This is a genomic window from Marinobacter sp. F4216, assembly GCF_019931195.1.
In the GTDB taxonomy this organism is placed as follows: domain Bacteria; phylum Pseudomonadota; class Gammaproteobacteria; order Pseudomonadales; family Oleiphilaceae; genus Marinobacter; species Marinobacter suaedae.
The window spans coordinates 407,119-421,295 of record NZ_JAIOUO010000002.1 but is presented as its reverse complement, the minus strand read 5'-3'; the positions used below and the strand labels follow the sequence as shown (position 1 = coordinate 421,295).

Below are 14,177 nucleotides of genomic sequence, written 5' to 3'. Positions count from 1 at the left end.
GTGCAGTCGTCCATGAGCATATATACACCACCCGTAAAACAAGTAGACGCCCCGGAAGTCGCCGCCTATTGGGCCGAGCGCAGAAAATACCTGGAACGTATTCGCAAGGTGCCAGAGATCAGACAGCGCTTCTGGAAGGAAGTTGCCATCTACCTGTTCCGGCGCCTCCTGTGGTCATTCGGCTTCTTCCCGATTTTCATAGCCTTCTGGATTCCCCTGGTTCTGGCCAGTTTTAACCCGGTGGTGATGGCCTCTGACCTGATTCCCATGCTGCAGGACTTTGTGGACTCAAACCCGGAAGTCCAGGCCACTACCATGAGCACCCTGGCCATTGCGTGGGCATCCATTGGTTTTATTTTTCTGGTGTTCGATTTCGTCCTGACACCGTTCCGTTCGCCCTACGAATACGAGGCGGATGTCTACATGCGGTCATGGGAACAACTCAATCATGACCAACTTCCGGACAAAGTGTGAATCAACGAGCATTCTGATTAACTGCAGACACTTTCTGTTACAAACACCCCGACCCACTGGTTAATATGAGGAGCTAGACAGGAACCCAAGAACAAGGACAAAGGGATTGAATCATGGTCGATGTTAGGCCACTTCTGTTCGCAAATGCTCTGGCTCTTATGCTACTGGTCACCGCGGGATTTGCCGCCGTGCGAGACGATGCCGAACAGACAGTCGCAGATCATACTCCCAGCGTTGACCAAACCATTGAGTCCGCCACCAAGGAACCCGCCTTCGCGCCGGGAGAGTCGCCCGTCTTTTCCGAAGCGCCGGCAATTTCCCAGCCAGCCCAGAATCAGGTTTCAGCGGCACCCCCAACATCACCCGAACCTGAAGCCCTCAGGGCCGCTGCGCCAGCTTCTGCCTCTTCCCAGCCAGAACCAGAATCCTTTGAGCTTGCCCCGATAGAGGAAGACCCCGTCTTGCTAGACTACGCCGAACCGGCTGGAGTGGTGCAAACCAGAAACGATATCACCCCGGACCCCATCAAGAAGCAAGCGCCGAAGCCCGAACCGAAGCGACCAACCACAGGTACGCTCACCCTCCGATCCAACGTGGTTGGTGACGCCGTCACCATTAACGGCAAGCATTACGGTCAGACCCGCCTGGACCTGGAAATGAGTCCTGGACGGTATGACATAACGATCAGCAAACCCGGCTATCAGGACTGGAACCAGACCGTAAAACTGGAAGCCGGCAAGGAAATGACGCTGGTTGGCCGACTCAAGGCATTTACCAAAGTCGACTACCGAAGCGGCACCTGGATTGGCGGTGTTAAAACCGGTGATGGGACCTATCAGGACAAAGACGGCCTGCGTTATGAAGGCCATTTCATCAACGGCAAGTTCCAGGGTGAAGGCACCGCCTGGTACCCCGATGGCACACGTTATGAAGGACAGTGGAACAACGGTCAGCGACATGGGGATGGTGTCTGGCGCAGTGCGGACGACTCGGTCTACAGCGGCCAGTTCAGCGCAAACGAATTCAATGGCAACGGCACCCTGACCATGGCCAGCGGGGATATCCTGACCGGAATGTGGAAAGACGGCCGGCTAAATGGCCACGGCTCCCTGACAACCGCAGAGGGCATGCTCTATGTGGGCGGGTTCAGGGACGACGAGTTCCACGGACAAGGCGCGCTAACCTACCCTGATGGCCGCCATTATGAGGGCCAGTTCTCCAACGGCAGCTTCCACGGCACCGGCACGGAAGTGTTTTCCGATGGCAAGAAGTACGAAGGCCAGTACATCGAAGGAAAGTTCCACGGCAAAGGGTTACTGCTCAACCCGAACGGCAGCTCTATTGAAGCAACTTTCCGGCACGGCGAACCCTATGGACAGGTTCGCCTCACCACGGCGGCAGGCGAGATCTTTACTGCCCGCACGTCAGAACCCGGTGTCTGTTATCGGGACAAGAGCTATCGGGCAACACAGTGCCCGAAACTGGAAGGGTGGTAAAACCCAGGCGCCCGATAACACTTATGTTTGCAGTAAACAGTTGAGGTAGTGACATGGCGATTAAAAACGCTCTGCTGGTAGACGACTCCAAGGTGGCAAGGTTCGCCCTGAGCAAATTGCTCGAGAGTCGCGACATGGAAGTCAACATGGCGGGCTCGGCCGAAGAGGCGCTGGACTACCTGAGCAAATCCCACCGGCCGGATGTGATTTTTATGGATCACCTGATGCCCGGCATGAACGGCGTGGAAGCCACCAAGGCGATCAAGAGCAACCCGAATACCGCCGATATCCCGATCATCATGTGCACTTCGAAAAAGTCGACCAATTTTACTGAAGAGGCGCTGAACTTCGGTGTTTACAACATTCTTACCAAGCCGCCTCACAATGAGGGCTTGAATCAGGTTCTGGACAACCTGAGCCGGGACGTCACAGAGGGCACCCTGCCCGAGCCGCCCGCGGTTGACCCGACCAAAGCCGCCGACCAGCCAGACGAAGAGCCCTTCAATATCCCGGTGAACGCTTCGGTGGATATGGCTCCGAAGACGACCGGGACTGAGACTCTCAACGGGCACCCCTCATCCTCAAACCTGGTGCCACTGACCAGCGACCTGATTGAGCAGATCTCCCGCTCGGCCGTCAAAACCCATATCAACAACCGCCTGCACGAACTGCTCAGTTCCCTGTTTGATGAGCAGTTCGACCACCTGAAACGCGTCCTGGATGAAACCCGAAACAGGCAGGAGTCGGCAATTGAAGAGCGAATGAACGCCATGTCGGCCATGCTGCAGGAGCGGACTCAGAACCTGCGCGATGACATTGCTGCCGAGGTTAACCTCAACGTCGGACTGGAACTCAAGGAACTGAAGAACGAACTGAAGAAAAACTCAGGTTTCACTGCCGAACACATGGCTGAATTGAAAGATCACATCACCAACGTTCAGACCATCGACACAGAGTTCTGGCAGACCCTTCAGTCCGAAGCCATCCAACAGGCTCACGAAATCTCTCGCGAAACGGCGGAAGACATTGCCCAGCGGACCATCGATCTGTTCATTGCACAGCAGCGAGCGTCTTCGTCCCGCATCTACACGATCGGACTGGCAGTGAGCCTGGGCATCTTCAGTGTTGGCATTATCTGGCTGTCTGGGCTGTTCGGCTGAGCCTGAACCTGATCAACCGCCAGTCATCGACGGTGTCCACATCCTCGTGGACACCGGGCATTTCCACATTGGTTGCGCCAGCAGCCGCCAGCAACTGCCCTGCCCCCCGATCGCCCTCCAACGCCATGACATCCAGCCACAGCCATCTCGGCAAATATGCGGGTACCCCCGGACGACCGTCGTAATCCGCGGCTATGGGAACATCCGGTAAGGCGCGAGCAGCATGCCCCAGTGCTCCAAGCGCCGATTCACTCAGCAACGGCTGATCCGCCAGTAATACAAATACGCCTTTGGCCTCTGGGCCTACGCTTAGCAGCCCAGCCTGCAGGGAGGCCGCCAAACCGGCTTGCCAATGCGGAGACCTGACCCATCCCCCCGGCTGTTGGCGACATCGGAATCGCATCAACGGATAACCTGCCCCATGCACCACGCGTACATCCGAACTGAGTTGGCGGGCCAGCTCGATCGCACGGTCAAGCAAGGTTCCTTGCCCATCAGGCATGGTAAGCAACATCTTGGATCGGCCGAAGCGACTGGATGCACCGGCGGCCAGGACAATAGCGGGAATGGACGGTTTGATAGGTACTGAGCTCAAGCCAATGATAAACGCCCCCTTGGATGGCTAAAAATGCGTCAGCCGGAATGCTGAACTGCCTATACCGGTGATTTTTGCTAGAATTCTGGCGTCAATCAACTTCACCCTCCCCGGATGCTAAATGAATCACCTTTTCGTCGATAGCCTGACCGTCATCGATTTCGCTTACCTGGACCCCACCCGAGGCCTGGTGGGCGAGAGCTGGATCGCCGATATCGTTCTTGGTGGCGAACTGGATGAGCAGGGCATGGTGTTTGATTTCAGCAACGTGAAGCGCACCATCAAGCGGGTAATCGACGAGCGTGTTGATCATCGACTGGTGATACCTCGCGGGTACGCAGGCCTCTCATGGGACGAGGACACCCCTGACACGTTCCGATGGGCGCTAAAGGATGGCTCAGAGATTGTTCACCGCTCACCCGATGAAGCGATTGTCTGGCTTTCCGCCGAACGTGTTGTGCCGTCCGCGGTTGCAGCGCTTCTGGAAACCGAACTCAAAGCCGTCTTGCCGGCCAATGTGATATCAGTGGAAATGAACCTCCGGGAAGAAGTTATCGAAGGGGCCTACTATCACTATGTCCACGGCTTGAAAAAGCATCTTGGCAATTGCCAGCGAATTGCCCACGGCCACCGGTCCCCGATTCGCATTGACCGTAATGGTTTACGAGACGAGGCGCTGGAACAGCGCTGGGCCAAGCGCTGGGAGGACATATACGTGGGGACCGAAGAAGATGTGGTTCGGCGCCATGTTGACGACCATGGCGTAGGCTATGTGACCTTTGAGTACGAAGCCAATCAGGGCGAGTTTGAGCTTACCCTGCCGGAAGCCCGCGTCTACATGCTGGAAACAGATACTACAGTTGAACTCATCGCCGCCCACATAGCCGATGAGCTCAAGCGGGAGTTCCCAACCGATTCCATCCGTGTGAAGGCCTTCGAAGGCGTCGGCAAGGGCGCGATTGCTGCCCGGTAAACAATGACCGGGCAAGGGGCAGCCCTTATCACATTTCTGCAGACACAAAAAAACCGCCCGAAGGCGGTTTCTTTGATGGCTTTCCGGTGGACTAAACCGTCAAGCCGTATTGGCGTCCCCTAGGGGGTTCGAACCCCTGTTGCCGCCGTGAAAGGGCGGAGTCCTAGGCCACTAGACGAAGGGGACTAAAACTTGGTGGAGCCAGGCGGGATCGAACCGCCGACCTCAACACTGCCAGTGTTGCGCTCTCCCAGCTGAGCTATGGCCCCTCAACGGCTGCGTATATTAAGGATCCGCCCTATGGCCGTCAACCACTAAAATGCACTTTTTTTCAGTTTTCTGAACATCCCTGTTCCAACCGCTCATTCCTTGATCAAACCGTTCATTCCGCGCTCAATTGCCCGTACTCTTTTTCCAGTCGTTTGGTCTCTTTTTTGGAAACACCGCCCAGAACTTCCAGCGCATGACGCAACCGGGATCTCGTCATGTCTGGGCCCAACAGTGCCATGGAATCCATCACCGACCAGGAGTTCGGTGTGCCGGCAACCGCCACAAAGATCGAGAACATAAAGTCCCCCATCTTCAGGCCCATTGCCTTCGCCAGGAACTTGATGTCCGCGAAGATATTATCCTTACTCCAGTGTCGCTGCGCCTCCAGCTTCCAGAGTGCGAACTGAAGCACCTTTTTAATTTGCGCCTGATCCAGCTTGTTATGCTCAAAGTCATCTGCAGTCAGGTCCAGCATGCCTGAGAACATGAACTTCGCCATCGGTGCCACATCGGAGAATACATCAGCCCGCCCCTTTATGTGGGGGATCAGCGCCTGCAAGGCATCCTGATTGAACCACCAGCGCCCCATGCGCTCCATGAACTGCTCATCGCTGAGTTCTTCACGGAGCCACTGACCGTTCAGCCAGCGCAGCTTTTCCACATCGAATACGGGGCCACCCAGAGACACACGCTGAATGTCGAAATTTTCAATCATCTCATCAAGTGAGAACTTCTCCCGCTCATCCGGCATCGACCAACCCATGCGGCCGAGATAGTTGGTTACAGCCTCTGGCAGGAAGCCCATCCGCTCGTAGAAATTAATGCTGGTCGGATTCTTGCGCTTGGACAGCTTGCTCTTGTCCGGGTTACGCAGCAGCGGCAGATGACACAGCTCCGGCATGTCCCAGCCGAAGTACTGGTAGAGCAATTTGTGCTTGGGTGCGGAGTTGATCCACTCTTCACCCCGGAGCACATGGGTAATGCCCATCAGGTGATCATCCACCACGTTAGCCAGGTGATAGGTGGGCATACCGTCGGATTTCAGCAGAATCTGGCAATCCACTTGTGCCCAATCGATCTCGATCGTGCCGCGAAGCATGTCCTGTATCTCGCAGACGCCCTCGTCCGGCACTTTCATGCGGATAACGTAGGCTTCCCCGGCATCCAGGCGGCGCTTGACTTCATCTTCCGGCAACTCCAGGTTGCCCTTGATGCCCGGATTGAGTCCCTGCGCCTTCCGCTCCTCTCGAATGGCGTCCAGCTCCTCTGGCGTCCGGAAGCAATAAAAGGCATGACCGGCTGTGACCAGATCTTCCGCGTACTGGCGGTACATATCCTTGCGCTCCGACTGTCGGTAAGGCCCGTGGGGCCCGCCGACATCCGGACCCTCATCCCAGTTCAGGCCAAGCCAACGCAGAGCCGTCAGAATATCCTGCTCGGACTCGGCCGTGCTGCGTACCTGATCGGTATCTTCAATACGAAGGATAAACTGCCCACCGTGCTGGCGCGCAAAACAAAGATTGAACAGGGCCACGTAGGCGGTACCAACGTGAGGATCACCGGTGGGTGATGGGGCAATTCGGGTACGTACTGTCATGAAACCTTCCTGAAAAATCGGTGGCCTTAGAATAAAGGCGGCATTATAGCGGCCCGTTCGCAATTTCGCATGAATGGGCGGGTTGAGCCTGCGTCCGTTAAAACCACAACAGGGGAAGCCTTTCTCCTTATTGCAAAAACGTTATATTATAACGTTTCAATTAATCTTCCCCGGACGAATCCGCCATGCCGAAATTACGACCCGCCGCCCTGCTGGGGCTTACCTTGCTCGCCCCCGCCTCACAAAGCTGGGGTGCAGAAGTTGTCACATCCATCAAGCCCCTGGAATTACTGGTTCGCGCCGTAGCCGGCAACAGCGTCGAAATCACCTCATTGGTACCCTCCGGCGCCAGTCCGCACACCTATAACATGCGCCCATCGCAACGCCGGGCGCTGGAGAACGCCGACGCCATCTTCTGGGTAGGCCCCGAAATGGAAAGCTTTCTGACGCGCATACTGGCGGGCGATGATTTCAAATCTCGTGCCGTCGCCCTGACCCCAGGATCCGATGCCACCGAGGAACACACTACGGGCCATGACGAGCACGACCATTTACCTGAACCAGATCACCACGATCATCATGATGAGCATGACCACGGTGAAGGAGAAGATCCTCACACCTGGCTGGATCCCATGCTGGCACTTGAGATGGCGCACACCATCAGGAACACACTGGTCAGCATCGAGGGGCTGGATGCAAAGATTCTGGATAACAATCTCGAACGGTTCGAAGCGTCCCTTGTTACCACAGACAAAGAGATTGAAGCCCAACTTGCCCCGGTGAGAGAGATTGGCCTGTTTTCCTACCACGATGCCTTTACCCGATTTGCCGAGCATTACGATCTGTCCCTGGAGGGAATTCTGACCCTGAACCCGGAGCTTTCACCCGGAGCACGCCACATTCAGGAGGTACAGGCGAAGCTGCAGGCTGCCCCAAATCCCTGTGTGCTGACCGAGCCGCAGTTTAATCGCCAGTGGTGGACCGGTATTACCGAGGGCATCAATGTACGGTTTAGCACCTGGGATCCGCTGGCCAGTGATATCGAGTCCAACGCAGAGGGCTATCAGAATTTCCTGCTGAGCATTTCCAGTGCGGTAACTGCCTGCCTACCAGAGGATACCGAGCATTAAGGGAATGGAAGCCATGGCCAGCAACGTCTGGCCACTGATGATGCCGGCCATTAATGGCGCATCGCCACCCAGCTGGCGGGCGAGGATATAAGCGGAAGTAGCTGTCGGCAGGCAGGCCAGCAATACCACCACCTGCACCAACGTTCCCTCAAGCCCCAATGCCATCGCGAGCCCTGCGGCCATCACAGGGAACGCCAGCAGCTTCAGGACGGAAGCAACAAGAAACGGGGCCGTACCTCCTCGCAATGCCTTCAGCTGGAGACCGGCCCCTACCGTCATCAGCCCCATGGGCAGGGCAAGGTTACTGAGCGGCTCGAGAATTCCGGCCAGCAAGGGATGAAAACCGAACTCGAAGAAACTCCAGGCGACGCCCAGAACCGATCCGACAATCAGCGGATTGGTCACAATAGCCTTCAACACGGGGCCAATGCGCACGGCCCCTTCGGAAGCCACCAGCGAAAACATCAGAATGCACATCAGGTTCAGAAAAGGCACCATGATGGCAACGGCAATCGCTGTTAGAGACAGCCCCTCATCGCCCAGCAACATTCCACCAGCAGCCAGTCCCACATAGGAATTGAAGCGAATAGCCCCTTGGTATACCGAGGAAAAAACTGGCCCACTCCAGCGCCAGAACCATTGGGCAATCACCAGAGCCAGCGTCATGGAGAGCAGCATTGCGACGATAATCATCGCGATGTCAGCATAGGCAGACACCGGTAACCGGGCCTGCCCCAACTTGAACACCAGCATGGCGGGAAACAGCACATAGTAGGTAAACCGTTCCGCCTGGGGCCAGAAATCCACGCTCGGAAATTCAAGGCGGCGAAAAAGGTGGCCCAACATGATCAACACAAAGACAGGCACCAGCGCCTGAACCATGACCGGCATTCAAAACTCCAGAAAGGATAATGATCTTCAGGAACGGGCAATCATCGTTGGCCGTGAGGCCAAGTTCAAGGGCACTTTGGTGTTACGCTGGCTCCCCCTGAGACTCGCAAGCCAAATGACCAGAGAAAACAAAAAGGGCGAGCACTCAAAAAGCACACGCCCCTTTTGCTGGAGGGCCAGTCAATCAAATAGGTAGGAGAACACCACAGCTCTCGAGAAAGATCACCTCGCTGTCATTAATGAGCAATTCCATACCGGTACGCCGTCCCGATGTCACGCCATACCGTGCCTCGATCTTCCCATCGCCTTCCAGCAGCAGGTGCCCATAGCTGGCACAGGAATCGCCTTCAGTAACGACCATCTCCACGGGTGTCGTGAACGAAATCGCACCACCCATGACAGAGCTGATCAGGTCCACATTCCAACCGAAGCTAACCTCCCCCTCGGTTTCGACGAAATTAAATTCAGAATCCCTCAGAGCGAAGTAGTCGGAGCCAATAAAGACCTCAAGCACCGGCCACTGGATATTTGCATCAAAGCCGACCAAGATATCCGGCTTCGGCTCCTCCAATGTCGACGCCGGATCGGGCTTCCACAACTTGGTAGTGCTGCTGACCAGGCTGCCTTTGACCTGGATGTCCCGAGTCTGCCCCTCTGAGTTTAACTGCTGACCAGTAATGTCAAAATGCTGAGTGACCAAAAGATCTACTGTGTCTTCTGATTCACTCCAGTCAACGAGATAGCTGCCACTCAGAACAAAGGATCCATGGGCTGAAGTATCCACCCTGCAGCTGTCGAACAAAATCCGGTAACCGCCACTGGACTCTTCACCGCTCCCTTCCACAGCCGCAGTTCCACCGGAGTTTGTGCAGTTAATAGTACCGTTCACAGGAATATCCGGAACTTCAACGAGAGAGCCATCTGGTTCTCCCGGCACGTTTTGCAGTGATTCTTCGATATCACCAAACAGGAACAGGACGCCACTCACCGTCCAATAGGAATTCATGGCTTCATTAAAGTCTTCCTGTTCGCGGAGCATGGCCTGCTTTTCAGCCAACCGACCGCTGTCGAGCGTCAGTGGTGTGGCCCCATCCTCGCTATCGATAGTCTGCCGCGTGGTCGCATCTCCGCCATCTTCCTCGGGAGGTGCCCCATTACCACCTCCACTTCCTCCACAACCCACCGTTAGCAGGACTGCCAACGCCACCGGATACATTCTCAACTTTGTCACATCCATATGCACTGCCTTTCTCTGGATACATCAACAACGCCGCAGGATTCCGGTTACTGTGACCGCACCATCCTAGGCAAACATTCCTTTTATCCACTTCTTATAGGAAAGAACTGGGACCGATACATAATTATCAAACAGAGGTGTATTGCTTTTTGCGTGACATGTCACACATCACACCTCTTTACGAGCAAATATTGACCTTTGAGGAAGACCCAGCACTCCAAATGTACTTGCACGAAAAATACCAGCCATTACCCTGAGCCTTTTCGTACTCGAAGGAAGACGCTGCTCCATGAAATACCGCATTATCCCCGTCACCCCGTTCCAGCAGAACTGCTCGCTGATCTGGTGCGAAGAGACCCGAAAAGCCGCTGTAGTCGATCCCGGGGGCGATCTGGAGAAGATTCGGGAAGCGATCGATGAAGAGAGTGTGGTTGTCGAAAAGATCCTGCTGACCCATGCCCACATTGATCACGCCGGTGGTACTGCCGAACTGGCGAAGGAGCTGGGCATTGCAATTGTCGGTCCTCACGAGGACGACAATTTCTGGATAGTTGGCCTACCGCAGCAGGCGCAAATGTTTGGATTCCCGGCACCGGAAACCTTCATACCAGACCAATGGCTGACCGATGGCGACCAGGTTACCGTTGGCAACCAAACCCTGGCGGTTCTGCATTGCCCGGGCCACACACCAGGGCACGTTGTCTTTTTCCATGCCCCCAGCAGTCTTGCTCTGGTAGGAGACGTGTTGTTTCAGGGCTCCATTGGCCGCACGGACTTTCCAAAAGGTGACCACGCCGCTCTGATCCGATCCATTCGCGAGAAACTTTTCCCGCTGGGTGACAAGGTGGAATTTGTTCCCGGTCACGGCCCCATGTCCACCTTTGGTCATGAGCGGAAAACCAATCCTTTCGTTTCTGACCACCGAGGATAACGACTGCCCCGAAAGATCTGGCCCGGAACCCGGCCAGATTGAATCGGTTGGTGCTCAACGCAGCTACGCATTCAGCCTGAACGCGGCCTGCCTGAGGCTAGCTCTCGAAGGGCGAAGGGTCGCCCTTCCCCACCCGGGTGACCACCGGCGCATCCCCCGTGAAATCCACCACAGTCGTGGCTTCCATACCGCAGAACCCCCCGTCGATGATCAGATCCAGTTCGTGCTCCAGGGTCTCGCGAATGTCATAGGGATCGGTCATGGGTTCAGTCTCGCCCGGCAGAATCAGGGTGCTGCTCATAATCGGCTCGCCCAACTCCCCCAGCAACTCCTGCACAATGGCGTTATCCGGTACGCGAACACCAACCGTCCGACGCTTGGGATGCAGCAACCGGCGCGGTACCTCGCTGGTTGCATCGAGGATGAACGTGTAAGGACCTGGGGTGAAATTCTTCAACAAGCGATACTGGGTGTTATCGACCTTGGCGTAAACCCCGATATCGGAAAGGTCACGGCAGACAAGTGTGAAGTTGTGCTTGTCGTCCAGTTTCCGCATGCGTTTAATGCGATCCGCCGCCTGCTTGTCACCAAGGTGACAGCCCACCGCATAGGCGGAATCCGTTGGGTAGACCACAAGGCCGCCACCACGCAGGATCTCCACCGCCTGATTAATCAGTCGCTTCTGTGGCGTCTCCGGATGAATCTGAAAAAACTGGCTCATACGCCGTCCCCATCACTCGCGTTTGAAACCATCGCCGGATCTTTTTTTGAGCCGCCCATGCAGTTGGGAGAATCGGGCGCTGCTTCGCCCGCCGCCTGCCACTCGTCGGGCGAGTACAGGTGCAGGGCAAGCGCGTGGACACCGCCGGCCAGCTCTTCGGCCAACACGTTGTAAATCGCCTGATGGCGCCTCACCTTCATCTGCCCATCAAAGTCCGGTGATACCAGCGTAACCTTGAAATGGGTTTCGGAGTTGGGAGGCACGCTGTGCTTATGACTTTCGTTCTCCACACGCAGAGCCTGAACACTGAACGCCTGATGCAGTTTCGTCTCGATGGAATTCTGGATCTTCATGGTTCGGGGGCTCTCCCACTGGTGTATTCTCCACACAGTCTACTACACAACCGGCGGGCTCCGGAGCCTTGACACTCAACAATCAACACGCCACATTCCCAAGCCGACTCACTGGCAGTTCATACCATGCAGCTTTACATCGCCGAAAAACCCAGCCTTGGACGCGCCATCGCCGCCGCACTTCCCGGTCCTTATCACAAGGGGCAGGGCTGGATTCGTTGCGGCCAGGGGGATGATGCCACCGTTGTAAGCTGGTGCATCGGGCATTTGCTCGAGCCAGCAGAGCCGGCGAGCTACAACCCGATCTGGAAAAAATGGCGCCAGGAAGATCTGCCCCTGTTTCCGGAACAGTGGGAAGTTTCCCCCAAAGAAGGTGTAAGACAGCAGCTGTCGGTCCTCGAGTCCCTGCTGCGCAAAGCCGATAGCGTTGTACACGCGGGCGATCCGGACCGAGAGGGCCAGTTACTGGTTGACGAAGTGCTGCGCTATTTCGGCGTCGATGTCCCCGTTCAACGCGTGCTCATTAATGACCTCACGCCCGCCGCTGTCGCCAGGGCCATCCAGGCCCCGCGAGACAACCGGGAGTTCAGGCGACTTTCCCACTCAGCACTGGCCCGCCAGAGAGCCGACTGGCTGTATGGCATCAACCTGACCCGCTTTTACACCCTGAGCTACCGGCAACAGGGTGAACAGGAAGTCTACTCCGTTGGGCGAGTGCAGACGCCGGTACTTGGGCTTGTGGTTGAGCGGGACAACACCATTGAACACTTCGAGCCCAAGCCCTATTTTCGGATTGAGGCGACCTTCTCCGCCCAGGAAGAGGACGCTGATCAGAGCCCCTTCAAAGCCAACTGGGTTCCGGACGATGCTTTCCAGCAGTCGCTGGATGACGACCATCGTCTGCTTGACCGAACCGTCGCGGAACAGGTTGTCCAGAGCGTTCATGGGCGCCCCGGCACCATTACAGAAGCCCGATTCCGGGACCGCCCAGAGCCGCCGCCGCTGCCACTCTCGCTGTCGGCCCTGCAAATCGAGGCCGGGCGACTATTCCGGATGGGCGCCAAAGAGGTTCTGGATACGGCGCAATCACTCTACGAGCGCCATCAGCTTATTACCTATCCGAGATCGGACTGCCGGTACCTGCCTGAGGGACACTACGAACAGCGCGACCGGGTGGTACGGGCCATCTCCCGGGTCGCGCCAGATCTGGCCGACGCCTGTGATCAATCCGATCTGAGCCGCCAGAGCAGCGCCTGGAACGATAAAAAAGTCGATGCCCACCACGCCATCATTCCGACCACACGCCCGTCCTCCAGCGGCAAACTCTCCTCAGCAGAGGAAAAGCTATACGGGTTGGTCAGCCGTTATTACCTGATGCAATTTGCAGCGGACGCCATTCATCGAGAAGGCAAGCTGACAGCAAAAGTTGGTGATCACCAATTCCGGGCCACCGAAACGGCCGTGCTGACGCCGGGGTGGAAGTCCCTTGAACCAAAGCTTCGCGACAGTCGGTCCGAAACATCCAGGACACCACTTCCTCGCCTGGAGAAAGGCGAACGGGTGCTTTGCAGCGACAGCACCATCACGGAGCGCAAAACCCAGCCGCCCAAGCACTTCACTGACGCCACGCTGCTGTCCGCAATGACCAACATTGCCCGCTTTGTCAGCGATACCGAGCTTCGCAAAACCCTGCGGGAAACCGATGGTCTGGGCACGGAAGCCACGCGGGCATCCATAATCGACACGCTTTTCAAGCGCAATTACCTGTTCCGGGAAAGTCGCTTCATTCGGGCTACCGAAAAGGGCAAGGCCCTGATCGACGCACTACCCGAATCGGTGAGCACCCCCGATCGGACAGCGGTGTGGGAATCGACGCTGGAAAGTATTCGTGAGGGCGAAGCGGACCCAAGAGCGTTTCTGAACACGCTGAAAGACGAAATCCGCGGTTTCATTCAACGCCTGAGCCCGGCTTCCAGAGAACCGATCGACGAAACGACGGTCCCCCAACAAGTTCATTGCCCCAAATGCCGCGCTCCGATGACCGAGCGGGACGGCAAATTCGGGCGTTTCTATGCCTGCACCCGCTACCCCGAATGCAAGGGAACCCGTCCCCTGGAAGACGGCATACCCCAGGATGGCACCGGCCAGAAGCCCATCCCATGCCCCCACTGTTTCGCGCCGCTGGTGCGGCGCAAAGGCAAGAAAGGCTGGTTCTGGGGATGCAGCAGCTTCCCAGGCTGCCGTCACACGGTTGATGACCTTGAGGGCAAGCCCGCGACACGTTTACGCAATTCAACATAACGAAACGGAATGGCTTATAACATTTTGCGAGAATCGAGTGATATTAGT

Annotated in this window: 13 protein-coding genes and 2 tRNA genes; 7 read left to right on the top strand and 8 right to left on the bottom strand. The window is 56.4% G+C overall.

All coding sequences use genetic code 11. The features are described from left to right. The first annotated feature begins 12 nt into the window (after positions 1–12). From K8I84_RS02470 to K8I84_RS02460, 3 genes are all read left to right on the top strand, one after another. Positions 13–474 carry a hypothetical protein gene (locus K8I84_RS02470; protein ID WP_223793137.1) on the top strand — a complete coding sequence of 154 codons (462 nt, stop codon included), beginning with the start codon at positions 13–15 and terminating at the stop codon, positions 472–474. A gap of 113 nt (positions 475–587) precedes the next feature. Next, positions 588–1,970, top strand: a complete 1,383-nt coding sequence (locus tag K8I84_RS02465) for a PEGA domain-containing protein (protein ID WP_223793136.1) — start codon at positions 588–590, stop codon at positions 1,968–1,970. A gap of 53 nt (positions 1,971–2,023) precedes the next feature. Then, a complete protein-coding gene (locus K8I84_RS02460; protein WP_223793135.1) occupies positions 2,024–3,130 on the top strand; it encodes a PleD family two-component system response regulator in 1,107 nt (368 codons plus the stop codon). Here K8I84_RS02460 and K8I84_RS02455 read toward each other — a convergent pair. After that, a complete protein-coding gene (locus tag K8I84_RS02455) occupies positions 3,102–3,725 on the bottom strand; it encodes an NTP transferase domain-containing protein (RefSeq protein ID WP_223793134.1) in 624 nt (207 codons plus the stop codon). The two genes, K8I84_RS02460 and K8I84_RS02455, sit on opposite strands and share 29 nt — an antisense overlap. 121 nt (positions 3,726–3,846) lie before the next feature. Here K8I84_RS02455 and K8I84_RS02450 point away from each other — a divergent pair, with 121 nt between their 5' ends. Then, complete coding sequence (locus K8I84_RS02450; protein WP_223793133.1) at positions 3,847–4,698, top strand: 6-carboxytetrahydropterin synthase; 852 nt, start codon at positions 3,847–3,849, stop codon at positions 4,696–4,698. Between the two features lie 110 nt (positions 4,699–4,808). Here K8I84_RS02450 and K8I84_RS02445 read toward each other — a convergent pair. The 3 genes from K8I84_RS02445 to gltX form a co-directional block, all read right to left on the bottom strand. Further along, positions 4,809–4,884, bottom strand: a tRNA-Glu gene (locus tag K8I84_RS02445). Positions 4,885–4,891: 7 nt separating this feature from the next. Continuing rightward, positions 4,892–4,967: transfer RNA gene (locus K8I84_RS02440), tRNA-Ala, on the bottom strand. 113 nt (positions 4,968–5,080) lie between these two features. Continuing rightward, the gene (gene gltX, locus K8I84_RS02435) at positions 5,081–6,565 is read right to left on the bottom strand and encodes a glutamate--tRNA ligase (RefSeq protein ID WP_223793132.1); all 1,485 of its coding nucleotides are present in this window, start codon (positions 6,563–6,565) and stop codon (positions 5,081–5,083) included. A gap of 185 nt (positions 6,566–6,750) precedes the next feature. Here gltX and K8I84_RS02430 point away from each other — a divergent pair, with 185 nt between their 5' ends. Next, positions 6,751–7,695: a zinc ABC transporter substrate-binding protein gene (locus K8I84_RS02430; protein WP_223793131.1), complete on the top strand. Its 945-nt coding sequence runs from the start codon at positions 6,751–6,753 to the stop codon at positions 7,693–7,695. Here the strand turns inward: K8I84_RS02430 and K8I84_RS02425 are convergent. Further along, positions 7,672–8,586 (bottom strand): AEC family transporter, encoded by a 915-nt coding sequence (locus K8I84_RS02425; RefSeq protein WP_223793130.1) that lies wholly within the window; start codon positions 8,584–8,586, stop codon positions 7,672–7,674. The two genes, K8I84_RS02430 and K8I84_RS02425, sit on opposite strands and share 24 nt — an antisense overlap. Before the next feature lie 184 nt (positions 8,587–8,770). Continuing rightward, positions 8,771–9,817, bottom strand: coding sequence for a hypothetical protein (locus K8I84_RS02420; RefSeq protein ID WP_223793129.1), 1,047 nt, complete (start codon positions 9,815–9,817; stop codon positions 8,771–8,773). A 295-nt stretch (positions 9,818–10,112) separates the two neighbouring features. Here K8I84_RS02420 and K8I84_RS02415 point away from each other — a divergent pair, with 295 nt between their 5' ends. Further along, positions 10,113–10,754, top strand: coding sequence for an MBL fold metallo-hydrolase (locus K8I84_RS02415; RefSeq protein WP_223793128.1), 642 nt, complete (start codon positions 10,113–10,115; stop codon positions 10,752–10,754). A gap of 97 nt (positions 10,755–10,851) precedes the next feature. On the opposite strand, the gene K8I84_RS02410 is transcribed toward K8I84_RS02415, so the two are convergent. Continuing rightward, positions 10,852–11,475 (bottom strand): L-threonylcarbamoyladenylate synthase, encoded by a 624-nt coding sequence (locus tag K8I84_RS02410; RefSeq protein WP_223793127.1) that lies wholly within the window; start codon positions 11,473–11,475, stop codon positions 10,852–10,854. Then, a complete protein-coding gene (locus K8I84_RS02405; protein WP_223793126.1) occupies positions 11,472–11,828 on the bottom strand; it encodes a BolA family protein in 357 nt (118 codons plus the stop codon). Before K8I84_RS02405 ends, K8I84_RS02410 begins: the two co-directional genes overlap by 4 nt. A 126-nt stretch (positions 11,829–11,954) precedes the next feature. Here K8I84_RS02405 and K8I84_RS02400 point away from each other — a divergent pair, with 126 nt between their 5' ends. After that, entirely contained in the window at positions 11,955–14,129 is a 2,175-nt protein-coding gene (locus tag K8I84_RS02400) for a DNA topoisomerase 3 (protein ID WP_223793125.1), read from the top strand. Positions 14,130–14,177: the final 48 nt, after the last annotated feature.